The 14,361-nt window shown below is 71.6% G+C and carries 10 protein-coding genes and 1 pseudogene; 4 read left to right on the forward strand and 7 right to left on the reverse strand.

Features of this window, described 5'->3' with window-relative positions:
* Nucleotides 1–54 precede the first annotated feature (54 nt).
* Nucleotides 55–1,047, forward strand: a complete 993-nt coding sequence (locus ACFFC4_RS08295) for an NAD-dependent epimerase/dehydratase family protein (protein ID WP_375499668.1) — start codon at nt 55–57, stop codon at nt 1,045–1,047.
* 69 nt (nt 1,048–1,116) lie between these two features.
* Entirely contained in the window at nt 1,117–1,617 is a 501-nt protein-coding gene (locus tag ACFFC4_RS08300) for a LysR family transcriptional regulator (RefSeq protein ID WP_375499881.1), read from the forward strand.
* 7 nt (nt 1,618–1,624) lie between these two features.
* On the opposite strand, the gene nudC is transcribed toward ACFFC4_RS08300, so the two are convergent.
* The 4 genes and pseudogenes from nudC to ACFFC4_RS08320 all read right to left on the reverse strand — a co-directional run bounded on the left by nudC (nt 1,625) and on the right by ACFFC4_RS08320 (nt 6,299).
* Complete coding sequence (gene nudC, locus ACFFC4_RS08305; RefSeq protein WP_375499670.1) at nt 1,625–2,551, reverse strand: NAD(+) diphosphatase; 927 nt, start codon at nt 2,549–2,551, stop codon at nt 1,625–1,627.
* Nucleotides 2,548–3,891 carry a M16 family metallopeptidase gene (locus ACFFC4_RS08310; protein ID WP_375499672.1) on the reverse strand — a complete coding sequence of 448 codons (1,344 nt, stop codon included), beginning with the start codon at nt 3,889–3,891 and terminating at the stop codon, nt 2,548–2,550. Before ACFFC4_RS08310 ends, nudC begins: the two co-directional genes overlap by 4 nt.
* On the reverse strand, nt 3,888–5,195 hold the full coding sequence (locus ACFFC4_RS08315; protein WP_375499674.1) for a M16 family metallopeptidase: 1,308 nt from the start codon (nt 5,193–5,195) through the stop codon (nt 3,888–3,890). Before ACFFC4_RS08315 ends, ACFFC4_RS08310 begins: the two co-directional genes overlap by 4 nt.
* Nucleotides 5,196–5,215: 20 nt before the next feature.
* Nucleotides 5,216–6,299 (reverse strand): annotated as a pseudogene (locus ACFFC4_RS08320) (M20/M25/M40 family metallo-hydrolase).
* A 23-nt stretch (nt 6,300–6,322) separates the two neighbouring features.
* Between ACFFC4_RS08320 and ACFFC4_RS08325 the strand changes: the two are divergent.
* Both ACFFC4_RS08325 and ACFFC4_RS08330 read left to right on the forward strand, forming a co-directional pair.
* Nucleotides 6,323–6,985, forward strand: coding sequence for an FAD-dependent oxidoreductase (locus ACFFC4_RS08325; protein WP_375499676.1), 663 nt, complete (start codon nt 6,323–6,325; stop codon nt 6,983–6,985).
* A complete protein-coding gene (locus ACFFC4_RS08330) occupies nt 6,876–7,346 on the forward strand; it encodes an FAD-dependent oxidoreductase (RefSeq protein ID WP_375499678.1) in 471 nt (156 codons plus the stop codon). The genes ACFFC4_RS08325 and ACFFC4_RS08330 overlap by 110 nt, the downstream gene beginning before the upstream one ends.
* A gap of 10 nt (nt 7,347–7,356) precedes the next feature.
* Here ACFFC4_RS08330 and ACFFC4_RS08335 read toward each other — a convergent pair whose 3' ends face one another.
* Genes ACFFC4_RS08335 through ACFFC4_RS08345 form a run of 3 tightly spaced genes read right to left on the reverse strand, consistent with a single transcriptional unit; the run spans nt 7,357 to nt 14,314 of the window.
* Nucleotides 7,357–7,974, reverse strand: coding sequence for a VOC family protein (locus ACFFC4_RS08335; RefSeq protein ID WP_375499680.1), 618 nt, complete (start codon nt 7,972–7,974; stop codon nt 7,357–7,359).
* Nucleotides 7,971–11,246: a UvrD-helicase domain-containing protein gene (locus tag ACFFC4_RS08340; protein ID WP_375499682.1), complete on the reverse strand. Its 3,276-nt coding sequence runs from the start codon at nt 11,244–11,246 to the stop codon at nt 7,971–7,973. Before ACFFC4_RS08340 ends, ACFFC4_RS08335 begins: the two co-directional genes overlap by 4 nt.
* On the reverse strand, nt 11,243–14,314 hold the full coding sequence (locus ACFFC4_RS08345) for an ATP-dependent helicase (protein ID WP_375499684.1): 3,072 nt from the start codon (nt 14,312–14,314) through the stop codon (nt 11,243–11,245). The genes ACFFC4_RS08340 and ACFFC4_RS08345 overlap by 4 nt, the downstream gene beginning before the upstream one ends.
* Nucleotides 14,315–14,361 lie beyond the last annotated feature (47 nt).

Genomic DNA, 14,361 nt, shown 5'->3' on the forward strand with positions numbered 1-14,361 from the left:
CGGGGTAGGTCGCAACAGCTGCGACGACGTGGCACACGTAGAGGGGACAATGCGATGGGGTTGACCGTGGCCGTCACCGGCCCGACCGGCGAGATCGGCATGTCGGCGGTGGCCGCGCTGGAGCAGCACCCGGAGGTGGACCGGATCGTGGGCATGGCCCGCCGCCCGTTCGACCCGGCCGCGCACGGCTGGACGCGCACCGAATACCGCCAGGGCGACATCCTCGACCGCGCCTCGGTCGACGACCTGGTGGCCGACGCCGACGTCGTCGTCCACCTCGCCTACCTGATCCTGGGCTCCCGGACCGAGAGCCGGCGCGTCAACCTCACCGGCACCCGCAACGTCTTCGAGGCCACCGTTGCCGCCGAGCGCGCGAACCGATTGGTCTACACCTCCAGCGTCGCGGCCTACGGCTACCACGCCGACAACCCCGTGCCGCTGACCGAGGACGTGCCGACCCGCGGGTCCGACGAGCACTACTACTCGGCGCAGAAAGCAGAGTGCGAGCAGGTGCTGCATGAGGTCACCGACGGCACCGACCTCGATGTGTATGTACTTCGGCCGTGCATCGTGGCCGGACCCAAGGCTCCGGCGCTGGCCGACAACATGCCCTGGCGCACGATCCGCGAGTCCCTGCCCAGTCCGCTCGCGAGCGCGGTGGGCCTGCTCCAGGGTGTGTTGCCCCTCGCGCCGAACCCGGGCGTGCCGCTGCAGCTCGTGCACCACGACGACGTGGCCGCCGCCATCGCGCTGGCCGCCGTCGGCGCCGGCGTGCCCGGCGCCTACAACCTGGCCGGCGAGGGCGAGATCACCCTCGGCGACGTTGCTCGCGCAACAGGCACCCGGTCGGTACGCGTCCCGCAGGCCACGGTGCGCGCCGCCTCGGCCGCGATCGCCCGGCTGCCGCTGATGCCGGCCATGGCCGAGTGGGTCCACATCGGCCGGACGTCGGTCGTCATGGACACCTTCCGGGCTCGCTCGCTACTCGGCTGGGAGCCGAAGTACACGTCGCAGCAGACGTTGCGCGAGCTCGAACGCTCGCTCTGACAGGGCCGCGGGCCCGGAGGTCTGGTGGACCAAGGTCATCGACAGAAGGTCGCCGTGATGGCCATGTCGATGGCCGTGACTTCCCCGCCATGCGGGGTGAATCTCACAACCTCTGCGGTGAGCAAGCACGTCAGCAGCCTGGAGCGGGAGTTGGGGTCGGCGCTGTTCCTGCGCGGCCCGGGATCAGCGGGCGCACCCACAGCGCTCGGTGATCGGTTCTCGGTTGCCGCCGCATCGCTGCTCGCGGCCCACGACCTGGCGCTCGCGGCGGCGCGCAAGGCTCGCCGGTCCGCACCGTGCACCTGGACGTGCTCGCGGGAGTCCCGTTCACGCCTGCGCAGCTGGATGGACCCGTTCTGCCTCAATGATGTCCGCCCCGCTTCCGAGGCTCGACTGACCCCGATCGCCGCAGACGACTTCGGTGCGGTGCTCGGTCACGTCAACACCCATGCTGCGTTCCCTATGGGCGACCGACGCGAGATCGTCGAGGTGACAATTGCGGCGTTGGCAGACGTCTTGCGGGTGCACACCGACAACGGGCCGGGCGACCGGTTGCGGCGCCCGGCGTAGCGGCGGTTCAGCTGTCCCCGTCCACCCAGCGGTCGATGAGGAAGCGCGAGATCGAGAACTGTGGCGGGATGGCTTGTAGCCGGATCCCGTCCGGGTGCGGCGTCTCGGTCCGGTCATCCGTCCAGTCGGCGGCTCGGCGGATCTCATCGCGGGTGAACCACCCGGCCTCGGCCATCTCGACGGGGTCGAGGCTCAGCTCAGGATCGCCGTCGAGGCGGGCCGTGAAGCCCAGCATCAGCGAGGCCGGGAACGGCCACGGCTGGCTGGCCACGTAGCGCACGTCGCGAACAACGACGCCGACCTCCTCGAACACCTCCCGGGCCACCGCGCCCTCGAGCGTCTCCCCCGGCTCGACGAATCCGGCGAGGGTGGAGAACCGGCCGTCGGGCCAATTCGGGTTACGACCCAGCAGGGCGAGGTCACCGCCGTCGTGCACGAGCATGATCACGGCCGGGTCGGTGCGCGGGAAATGCGTGCTGCCGTCGCCAGGGCAGGTGCGTGTCCAACCCGCCTGCGTCTCCGCGGTCGGCGTGCCGCAGCGAGGGCAGTGCGTGTGCTTCTGATGCCACTGCTCGAGCCCGATCGCGGTCGCGAGCAGGCCGGCGTGCAGGTCGCCAACGGACGCACCGACGTCGCGCAGCGTCAGCCAGCCGTCGCCGTCGGGTTCGGCGGTCACCGCGAAGTGCGGCACGTCGTCGAGGACGCCGAGCAGGCGGCGCGGGCCGTCCGGAGCGTCGGCAGCCGACCGAAGCAGGACGCGGCCTGCTGCGTCGACCGGGGTGGCCGAGTTGGGGCTGATCAGCAGCACCTGTGCACGGGACCAGGCCTGTTCGAGCCAGGCGTCGTCACCGCGGTGCAACCCGGCGCGGTCCCACGTGGCGCGCGCGAGGGGCGGCCCGTCGTGGACGACACCGCCGGGCCCGACCTGGGTCACTCGAGTGCCTGCGACTCGACCGGTCCCAGCGCAGCAAGCGGGCCGCGGATGCTGGCCGCGTCACCGACGAGGACGGACGTGAAACCGGACGGCGCAAGGTACTCAGCGGCAGCAGCCGAGACGTCGTCGACAGTCGTCTTGAGCAACCGGGACGGCTGCTCCTTGACCCAGTCGAGACCGAGCCCGAACGCCGACAGGCCGGACAGCGTCGACGCGAGACCGGCCTGGGTGGCCGTCGACATGGCCAGGTTGCCGATCGCGTACTGGCGCACTGACTCGAGCTCCGCAGCCGTTACCGGCAGCGACGCGATCTTGCCCAGCTCGTAGGCGGTCTCGAGCATGGCCGGGCCGGTGACCTCGGTGGCGACCTCGACCTCGAGGCTGAGCGTCGAGCCGAGGACGTGGTGCTCGAGGCGGCTGTGCGGGCCGTAGGTGTAGCCCTTGTCCTCGCGGATGTTCTCGGTCCAGCGGGAGGAGAAGTAGCCGCCGAAGATCAGGTTGGCCAGCTGCAGCGCCGGATAGTCGGGGTCGGTACGGGTCAGCGCCATGCGACCCATCCGTACCGAGGTCTGCACCGAACCCGGGCGGTCGATGAGCAGCAGGGGTCCGCCGGGCGGGGTGGGCAGGGCGGGAATGCGCGGCTTGCTGGCTGTGCCTGTCCAGCCCGTGAGCGCCTCCTGCGCGAAGGCAATCATGCGCGCCGGCGCGACATCACCGACGAGCACGAGCGTGCCGCCGTCGGGCCGCACCATGGCCTTGTGCAGTGCCTTGACCTGCGCGGGAGTAACCGCGGCGACGTCGTCGGGCGTGGGCAGGTCGAGGGCGTAGGGGTGCTCGCCCCACATGCGGTGCGCCAGCGCCTCGCTGGCCACCACGCCGGCGCGGGCCCGGGCGATGCCGAGCTTCTCGAGCAGCCGGTCGCGCTCGGTGGTCAACTCGGCCTTGGCGTAGGTCGGTTCGGTGAGCACGGATGCGACGAGTTCGAGCAGCGGCTTGAGGCTGGTGGCCAATGCGTTGCCGCTCACCACGAGCCGGTCGGCGTCGACCGAGACGCCGATGTCCGCGCCGAGCGCCTGTACGGAAGCGGCGAGCCCGGCGCGGTCGAGGTCGCCGGCACCGGTGAGCAGCGCCTCGGACAGCAGGGTGGCCTGGGCCGGGTGCGCGGCCTTTGCCGACAGGAACGGCAGGCGTAGCCGCAGCTCGACGATCGGCACGCCCGGCTTGCGCACAGCGGCGACCCGCAGGCCGTTGTCGAGCACGGCCTCACTGACCCGCAACGACCTGGCGGTGCGCGGTGCGGTGAGGGCGGGGACCGGCAGTCGTTCCTGGGTGGTCGTCATCGCGCGCCTCCGGCGATGAGTTCGAGCACGGCTCGTCGATCAGGGGTCAACGTGCTCGCCGCCTTGCGGACGTCGTCGGGTGTTACCGCAGAGATGCGGCCGGGCAGGTCGGCGATCAACTCGGCCCGGCCGTGGATGAGCTCGAACTTGGCGAACTCCAACGCCCGGCTGATGACGGCGTCCATGTCGCGCAGGATCGTGCTGACGAGCCGGGTGCGGACGCGGTCGAGCTCGCCGGGCTCGAGACCGTCGACGACGATGCGCTCGAGCTCTTCGTCGATGGCGCGCAGGATGCCCTCGAGCGCCTTGGCATCGGGGTAGTGCGCAGTGATCGTCAGAGCTGTGGGGTCGCGCTCGTCGAACGGATCCCCGAACTCCCCGAGGTAGGCCGAGATGTCGGTGACGAGGTGGTCGCGTTGCACGAGGCGGCGCTGCAGGCGCGAGGCGTCGCCGTCGGTGAGCACCTCTGCCAGCAACAGCAGCGCGAGCAACGCGTCCAGCTCACTGACCGGATTCGCCACCCGGTACCCGATTGCCACGGCAGGGATCGGCGCGTGCGCGTCGTCGATGGTGTCGCGACGCTCGGCAGTGAGCGCCGGCTCGGCGAAGCTCGGACGCGTCGGTGCGGTGCGCTTGGTGATGCCGCCGAAGTGCTGCTCGACGAGGGTCAGCGTCTCGTCGGCGTCGAGATCACCGGCGACGGCCAGCACCGCGTTGGCCGGGGCGTAGTAGGTGTCGAAGAAGTCCTTCGCATCAGCCGTGGTGGCGCTCTCGAGGTCCTCGAAGCCGCCGTAACCGTTGTGCGAGTTGGCGAAGGTGTCGAACAGGACAGCAGGGAGCGAGATCCACGGGAAGCCGCCGTAGGGCCGGTTCATGACGTTGACCCGGATCTCGTTCTTGACGACCTCGAGCTGGTTGGCGAGGTTCTCCTCGGTGATCCGCGGGCTACGCATGCGGTCGGCCTCGAGGAATAGCCCGCGCTCGAGGGCGTTGGACGGCAGCGCCTCGAAGTAGTTGGTGTAGTCGAAGTGCGTGCTGCCGTTGAACGTCCCGCCGCTGGACTGCACGTAGCGGAAGTGCTCGAGCTTCTCCAGGTTCGCCGAGCCCTGGAACATCAGGTGCTCGAAGAGGTGCGCGAAGCCGGTGCGACCCTCCGGTTCGGAACGGATGCCGACGTCGTAGAGCACGGCCACCCCGACGACCGGTGCTGAGCGGTCGGGTGCGACCACAACCCGCAACCCATTGCTGAGCGTGTGGTGGACGAGGTCGAAGGTCGGGCTCGGCAGTTTCGGAGGTCTCGGCACGTCCTTCACCTTACGGAGGCTCAGCTGCTGCTTCGCAGGGCCGCAGCGCCGACCTCGGCGAACCCGGACCACAGTCGGGCGGCCGCCTCGGCGCCCTTGTAGAGCAGCGGCACGAAGACCTTCTCGTTGGGCGCGTGGATCTGGTCGTCGGGCAGCATGAAGCCGAGGAAGACGAGCGGGACTCCGGTGGCCTGCTGCAGCGCGGCCTCGGGCCCGCTGCCGCCCTCGCGGGTAGGCAGCACCTGGGCTCCGTCGAAGGCTCCGCTGATCGCCTCGGTGAGGGCGCGGTAGGCCGGCGTACCCAGGGGTACGAGGCACGGCCGCACCCCGTCGCCCTCCCACTCGACGTTCGCGACGATGCCCTCGGGCGTGTGCTCGGAGACGAACCGGTCGACGCCGGCGATGATCTTCGCCGGGTCCTGGTTCGCGACGAGGCGGAAACTGAGCTTGACGAAGGCGTCGCTGGGAATGATCGTCTTGGTGCCCGCGCCCTGGTAACCGCCGCCGATGCCGTTCACGTCGGCCGTCGGCCGGGCGCCGATACGCTCGAGCGTCGTGACGACCACGACGTCGCAGCCGAGCTTGTCCCGGTGCGCCTCCAGCAGCTTCTCGAAAGTGCGGCGAGCCGGACTCCTCTTCTCCCTCGATGAGCAGCTTCAGGTGGACGGCCGGCGTGCTGCGGCCGCTAGCCGCGAGATGCGCCTGCACGCCGAGCAGGTGGAACAGCAGCTGGCCCTTGTCGTCGGACGCGCCGCGGGCGCGCAGCACGTCGCCGTCCAGGGTGGGGTCGAACGGATCGGTGTGCCACAGCTCGAGCGGGTCGACGGGCTGGACGTCGTGGTGGCCGTAGACGAGGACGGTCGGGGCGTCGGCGTCGTCGCTGCGCCATTCGGCGTAGACAGCCGGGAGCCACGGGCCGTCGTCGAGGAGCTCGGCGGTCGGGAAGCCGGTGCGCCGAGCGGCGTCGACGAACCATTCCGCGCTGCGGCGGACGTCGGCATGCCGGTCGGGTTGGGCGCTGATGCTCGGGATCCGCAGCCAGGCGTCAAGGTCGTCGAGCAGGTCCTGCTTGTGGTCGTCGATGTAGTCGCGTTCGCTGGTCACCAGGCGACGATAACCTTCGCGTCATGGCGTCGGACGAGCCCGTGGTGATCGTCGGCGCGGGTCTGATGGGCGCTGCAGCAGCGCGCGCGATCGCGCGTCGGGGGCGGCCGGTGGTGGTGCTCGAGCAGTTCGCGGCAGGGCACCGCAACGGGTCTTCGCACGGCTCGGCCCGCATCGTGCGCCGCGCGTACGGCGACGCGATGTACACCTCGTTCACGGGGCGGGCGTTCGAGCTGTGGTCGGCTGTTCCGTCGCCCGATCCCCTGCTGCGCATGCTCGGCGCGCTCGACTTCGGCCCCGATCGCGACGTCGCTTCCATCGCCGGACACCTCAGTGCAGCGGGTGTCGCGCACGAGCTCATGCCCGCGAGCGAGGCGGCGCGCCGTTGGCCGGGGATGGAGTTCGCGGGTGACGTCGTGTTACACGCCCAGGCCGGCACGCTCGACGCAGACGCGGCCGTCACCGCGCTCTTGGCCGACGCAGTCGCCCACGGCGCCGAGGCGAGGTTCGAGTCGGGTGCCCGTGCTGCTCGACGGCGTGGTGTCGCTGCCGCCGCTGACGGTGACCCAGCAGCAGGTGTTCCACTTCCCCCGTCTGGACCCGGCGGCTCCGCCGTGGCCCAGCGTGATTCACGAGCAAGGTCGCGCGACGTACCACCTGGCGGGCGGTCGCGACGGCGGCCCTGACGACGACCGCAAGGTCGGCGAGCACGACGCTGGCCCTAGCGTTGTCGCCGGGACGCCCGTCGACCTGGACCCCGCCGTTCGCGAGCGCGTCGTGGACTACGTCCGACGCTGGCTGCCCGGCCTGGACCCGACGCCGCGCGGCGAGGCCAGCTGCCTGTACACGACGACGCCGTCCGAGGACTTCGTGATCGACCGCGTCGGGCCGGTCGTCGTCTGCTCACCATGTTCCGGGCACGGGGCGAAGTTCGCGCCGCTCGTCGGCGAGTGGGTGGCCGACCTGGTCGACGGGCGTGGCGGCGTGCCCGAACGGTTCAGGCTCGCGCCGCACGCACAGGCTCGCCGCGGGGCCGTCTCGCTGTGACCGCGGTTGGTCACAGGACGAGCGGGCCGCGTGGCGTGGCCAGGAACGCGACCAGCGCAGACTGCTCGCCGGGCTCGACGTGGATCGTCAACTGCAGTGCGTCGAGGTGCCGCCGCAGCGAAGCCGGGTCGGCGTGGCGCAGGGCAAACGACGCGAGCTCGACCGCGGGGAGCCCGCGAGAGCTCGGATGCGGCGTGTCGCCCCAGTCGATGAGGAACGGCACCAGTCCGCGCGGCGGGGTGAGCCGCCAGCTCAGCTGCTCCCCGTCCGGCGTGCGTCGCGACATAGGCTTCGCGTCGCCCGGGTCGTAGCCGGCTTGCCGCACGCGTGCGATGACGGCGTCGACATCGGGCGGGTGCACCGCCCACGTAACCAGGGTGGCGGCGTCGAGGTCGTCGATGCCGAACGGGCGTGGCCTGCTCGGCTCGGGTTGCTGCGGGTCGGGCCCGACGATCTCGAGGTAGGCGTCGCCACCGAGCCCGACGAGCGCGTTCGCCGTTCCCAGCCCGGTGTGGCTGCCGCCGGGTGCCGGGTTCACGCCCGACCGTGCAGCGAAGTCGGCGACGGTGGCGGCGAGGTCGGGTGTCGCGAGCACGAGGTGGTCGAGCAGGTCAGGAGGTTGGTTCATCGTGCCTCCGGCTCTCCGGCAACTAGTGCGCGCAGCCCGTCGGCGTCGAGCAGGGCGGCGGGCTCGACCGTTTCGTTGCTGCGGACGTAGTGGAAGGCGGCCCGCACGGTGCCGAGGTCGACGTCGGAGATCCCGTTGAGCCGGGCCCAGGCGAGGCGGTAGGCGGCGAGCTGTACCGCCGCTGCCTGGGCTGCCGTTCCGGTCGGACGGGTGCCCGTCTTCCAGTCGACGACCAGCCAGCCGTCGGCTGCATCGCCGAACACGGCGTCCATCCGGCCGCGGATCACCCGGCCGGCGACCGTCATCTCGAACGGCACCTCGACGTCGGCCGGGGTGCGCGCGGCGAAGTCGCTGCGCTCGAACGCGGCCCGCAGCTCGTCGAAGTCGGCGTCGTCGGCATCCTCATCGGCTGCGCCCGGCAGCTCGTCGATGTCGAGCAGGGTCTGGCTCTTCCATCGCTGCTCGAGCCAGGTGTGGAATGCCGTCCCGCGACGCGCCCAAGGCGCCGGCGGGCGGGGAAGCGGGCGGCGCAATGCGCGAGCCAGCGCACTTGGGTCGCGCTGCAATTCGACGAGTTGCGACACCGAGAGCTGATCGGGCAGCTCGACGGCGAAGGCGTCGGCCCCGGCCAGACGTGCGCGTTCGGCGAGCAGCACCTCGACGTCGCGACGCCACACCTCTGCGCGCGTGATCGGCTCGCCGAGTAGCAACTGCTCGGGCTGAGCACTGTGGTCGGCGCGAGCCGCTGCGACCAGTGCCGCGCCCCATTCGACGTCGGCCCGGCGGCTGGGCCGGGTCGGATCGCGCGGCGCCAAGGGGTCGATGGGCCAGCCGGCCACCGCCGCCTGACCCGTGACCGGGTTGATCGCATCGTCGGCGGGCTCGAACCACTCGTCGGGCTCGGCGAAGTCGCGTAGCGCGAGGAGGAAGTCCGAGGGCTTTCGCGCCTTTGCGCCCGCGTCGTCGAACACGTACCCGGACGCCAGCAGGACGTGCCGGGCACGGGTCAGGGCGACGTAGGCGAGGCGTCGCTCCTCCTCGTCGTGCCGGCGTTTGAGGTCGGCGTCGTGCTGGATGAGCACCCGCTTGAGATCACCGGTGTCGGCGACCTCGGCGAGGGTGAGGGCGGGTAGGTCGCCGGCGTCTCCGCGTAGTGCCACCGGGATCTGCTGCCGGGCGCGGGCCCAATTCAGCGTCTTGGGCTGTGCCGGGAAGACGTCCTGATCCAGGCCGGGGACGGACACGATGTCCCACTCGAGACCCTTTGCACCGTGCACGGTCAGGATCTGCACCCGTTCGGTCGCAACCTCGACCTCCCCCGCTTCCAATCCGTTCTCCTCGTCCTCGGCCGCGTCGAGGAAAGCTAGGAAGGCCGACAGCGTCGCGGTGGAGGCGTCCCCGGCGTCGTTGACGAAGCGGACGGCCTCGTCGAGGAACCGGTCAAGGTGCACTCGCCCGACCACCGCGTGGTCGGGGCGGGCCAGCACCTCGATGTCGACGCCGGACACGCGTTCGACCTCGGCGATCAGCTCGGGCAGCGAGTAACCCACCCGGCGCCGCAGCCGGTGCAGCTCGGTCGAGAACGCGGAGAGCCGGCGATACCCCTCGGTGGAGTAGTGCTGCTCGGGTCCGAGGTCGTCGAGGGCCTCGATGAGGCTGACCGGCTCGTCCTCGGCGCCGGCCGGGCCGGGCGTTCCGGCGGCGTCCTCGACGACCGCGATCGGCACCGGAAGGTCGTTGCGCGACAGCCGTCGTGCGCGCCGGTGCAGGGCGGCGAGGTCGTAGGGGCCGATCCGCCAGCGCGCGCCGGTGAGCAACCGGGCCAGCGAGCTGCCCGCGGTGAAGCCGGCCAGGACGCGCAGCGTGGCCACGACGTCGGAGACCTCCGGAGTGGTCAGGAGCCCACCGAGGCCGACGACCTCGACGGGCAGTCCTTCGGCACGCAGCGCGTCGGCGATGATCGGGATCTGGCTGCGGCGCCGCACGAGCACTGCGGCGGTGCGCCCGACCTCGGGCAGCTCGCTCCAGGCCTCGGACATCCGCCCGGCCAGCCAGGTGGCCTCGGCGGCATGCGTTTCGGTGAAGGCCACTCGCAACTGACCGTCGGCCGCCGTCGGTCCGGGTCGCAACGGGGTCACCGTGCCGGCGCGGCTCACGGTTCGCAGCGGGTCGGCCACCGCGTTCGCCGCGCCGAGAACGATGCGGTCGTTGCGAAAGCTGGTGGCCAGGGGATACACGGTGGCCCGAGCGCCACCGGCCCTGGTGAAGGTGTGCGCGAAGGCGCCGATGTTGCCGGCGCTGGCCCCGCGCCAGCCGTAGATCGACTGGAACGGGTCGCCGACCGCGGTGACCGGATGCCCGTCGCCGAACAGCCCGTGCAGCATCTCGATCTGCGCGTGTCCGGTGTCCTGGTACTCGTCGAGCAGCACGGCACCGAACCGGGCGCGTTCGACGCTGCGTACTTCTTCGAGGGGCGCCAGCCGGGCGGCAAGGCTCATCTGGTCACCGAAGTCCATCGCCGACCGGCCCGCTTTTGCGACCGAGAAGGCGCGCACCAACGGCAGCAGTGCTCGGCGGTGGGCGAGCGACCTGACGAGATCGGCGACCTCGCCGGTCTTGTTGCGCTTGCCGGGCAGGCCGTCGACGAAGGCCTCGAGCTCGGCGCAGAACGCGTCGACGCCATCGACGTCGACGAGGTGGTCGGCGAACTGGCCCGACATCTGCAGCAGGTAGCGCACTACCGACGACAGCGCACCGATGCCGTCGGGCAACTCGCCGGGGTGATTGCGCATGACCTGGTCGGCCAGCTGCCACGCCGCGGCCTGCGTCATCAGTCTCGCGTCGGGCTCGGCGCCCAGGCGCAGCGCGTGCTCGCCGACGAGGCGCCCGGCGTAGGCCGCGTAGGTCGAGACGGTCGGCTCGGCGGCCCGCAGCAGCGTCAAATACTCGACGTCATCGGGTTGGTCGCGTTCGACGACACCCCGCCACTGGGCGAGACGCCGCCGGATGCGCCTGCCCAGCTCGGCTGCGGCTTTGCGGGTGAAAGTCAGGCCGAGGACGGCGTCGGGGCTCACCACCCGGTTGGCGACCAACCACACCACTCGGGCGGCCATCGTCTCGGTCTTGCCCGAGCCGGCACCGGCGATGACCACCGAGGGCGCGAGCTCGGACTCGATGACCGCGGCCTGCTCGGGAGTAGGCGGATGCAGCCCGAGGCGCTCGGCGAGCTCGGTCGCGCCGATCGTCCGTGCCGCGGCACCGACAGCAGTCACTGGGTCACCTGCCGGCCCTCGGGCTGCAGCGGGCAGCACTTGCGCAACGCGCAGTGTCGACAGTCGGGGCCGCTCGTGGCCGAGAAGTCGACGCCGTGCAGCACGTCGGCGACGTCCGCCACCTTGGCCTCGATCCAGTCCGGCTCGTCGGACTCGGCGAGCGGGGTCTGCCACTGCTCGCTCGACCCCGAGGCTCCGAGTTGCACCAGCAACGCGCCGCCCGACCGGGCCTCGCCGAACCCGCCCCGCTCGACCGCGAGCTGGTACGCGGCGAGCTGCGGGTGTCGGGCCAGCTCGTCCGCCCTCGGCTTGCTCTTACCGGTCTTGTAATCCACGACGACAAGGCGCCCGTGGCTGTCCCGCTCGATGCGGTCGACGCGGCCGCGCAGCTGGGCCTCACCCAGGTCGACGGAGAACGCCTCCTCCACACCCGCCAGGGCCAGTCCGTTGCGGCTTCGTGCGAGCCAGTCCACCAGGCGCGACAGCATCTCCGTGGCCCGGCGCCGTTCGTTGCTCGCGAACCAGCGCGCCCCGAACTCGAGAGTGCTCCACTGTTCATCGATGCGCCGTTCGTACTCCGCGAGGTCAGCACCCGGCGGAGCCTCGGCAGCCACTGCGTGTACGAGGATGCCGAGCGAGGCAGAGACCTGGTCGTCGTCCTTCGCGCCGAGATCGGTCAGCAACGCACGGACCTCGCAGCGCAGGAAGGCGTCGATGCGCGACGGGCTGACCACGACCGGTTCGTCCTCGGCCACCACCGGCCGGTCGTCGGACAGCGGCGCAAGACCCCACCAAGCGGCCGGCTCGGCACCGCCAACCCGGGCGTCCGCCAGCTCGGCCAGCGCCTCGGCCGCGGCTCGCGCGTCATCGGCCGGGGTTGCCGGGTCGCAGACGGCTGCCCGCAGTTCGGCCACCAGGCCGGTGAGGTGGACGCCGCGTGGGGCCAACTGCACCGGACGGTCGCCGTCGACCGGATCGAGCTCGTCGAGGAACCGCGACGGCTGGTCCTCGTCGCCGGACACCGCGGTGACGACCACTCGCTGCCGGGCACGGGTGACCGCGACGTAGAACAGCCGGCGTTCCTCGGCCAGCTGGGGCGCGAGCTGCGACAGCACCGCGGGATCGCGGCCGGCCACGATGTCGACGAGCGCCTCGGAGCCAAGCAGCGACCCGCGCCGGCGCAGATCGGGCCAGACGCCTTCCTGCACGTTGGCCACGCACACGAGGTCCCACTCCAGCCCCTTCGACGCGTGCGCCGTGAGCACCTGAACGTGCTCGCTCGGCAGGCGTCGGGTCGGCTGCGGGTCGCCGGGCAGCTGCTGGGCAGCGAGATGCTCGGTGAACCGCGCGATGCCGGCCTGTGGCAGTCGGTCGGTGAACCGGGCCGCGGCGTCGAACAGCTCGACGATCGCGTCGAGGTCGCGATCGGCAGCGGCTCCGGCGGGTCCGCCGGCGCGGCTGGCCTGCTCCCACCGCCGCGCCAGCCCGGACGCCTGCCACACCGACCACAGCACGTCCTCGGGCGAGCCAGTGTCGATCGTGGCCGCACCCGCGGCTAGCACGGCGGCAACTGCCTGCATTGGGCGCCGCACAGCCTGCGGCAGGATTGCGGCTCCGGGCACATCCCACACGGCAGCGACCAGGGTCGGGGCGTCACCCGTCGCGGCGGTCATTTGGCGCAGCGCTCGCCGCAGCCGGCGCAGGTACACCGCGTCGCCGCTGCCGATCGGACCGAGCAGCAACCGCTCGGCCAGTTCCTCCGAGTCCTGAGCTGCGCAGTGCGCGAGTACAGCGCGGACCACGTCCAGCAGCGTGGCGACCGCGGGGTGATCGGCCAGCGGGAGGTCGTCACCGCGCACCGAGACCGGCACGCCGGCGGTGCTGAATGCGCGCCGCAGGGTGGGCAGCGACAGCGACGTCGAGCGGACCAGCACCGCCATTCGCGACCACGGCAGCCCGTCGAGATGGGCCCGGCGCAGCGTCGCCGCGACGTACGCGGCCTCTTCGCTCGCGGAGCGGAACACCCCGACCTCCACCCGGCCCGGTTCGGCACCGTTGACGGGCACGAGCGCACGCTGCGCGGACGGGCCGGGCAGCCGGGCTGCGACGCGCCGCGATGCCGCGAGCAGCTGCGGGCCGGAACGGCGGCACGTTGTCAACGCGACCGTGGGCGTCGGGCCGAAGTTCGTCTCGACATCGCGGATCGCCGACTCGTCGGCACCGCGGAAGGCGTAGATCGACTGGTCGGGGTCGCCGACAAGCACGAGCTCGTCGGCGCCCGCCGCGACGAGAGCAAGTAATTCGGCCTGTGCGGGGTCGGTGTCCTGGTACTCGTCGACGAAGATCCGCCGGCGTTGTGCACGTTCACGGGCGAGCAGCTCAGCATCGTCGTGCAGGGCGTTGAGCGCGCTACGGATGAGCTCAGCCGGGTCGTACGCGCCGGGGTCCTTCATCGCATAGACCGAGTGGTACTCGTCGAGGAACGCGCCGGCGGCCTGCCAGTCAGCGCGCCGATGTCGCCGGCCCAGCTCGTGCAGGGCGGCCCCGTCCAGACCGCGTTCGACCGCACGCATCAGCAGCTCGCGCACCTCACCTGCGAAGGCCGTCGTTGCCAGGGCAGGGTGCAGTTGCGGCGGCCACTGCACAGTGGTGGCCGCCAGCAGATCGCGGACGACAATGTCCTGCTCGGCCGCGGCCAGCAGCCGTGGCGCGGGCAGGCCGCGCGCCAGGTTGGCCATCCGCAACAGACCGAATGCGTAGGAGTGCAGCGTCCGCGCGACGGGCTCGCGGATCGTGCGGCCCAGCCTGGCCGCGACCCGGTCGCGCAACTCACCAGCCGCGCGCCGGCTGAACGTCAGCATCAGCACCTCGCCGACGTCGACGCCGCGACGCGTCACCCGATCGATGACTGCCTCGACCAGCGTCGTGGTCTTGCCCGTCCCCGGCCCGGCCAGCACGAGCAGCGGACCTCCCGGGTGCTCGACCACCCGGCGCTGGGCGTCGTCGAGCACCGGTGCAGTCGCCGCCGCGCGCGGCGGACGGACGAGATGGTAGGTGGGGTCGGTCACCCGAACATCTGAGCATGGGGTGCCGACAAGTTCTGCGCAGGCCTGCA

Source organism: uncultured Jatrophihabitans sp. (assembly GCF_964244045.1).
Lineage (GTDB): Bacteria > Actinomycetota > Actinomycetes > Mycobacteriales > Jatrophihabitantaceae > Jatrophihabitans.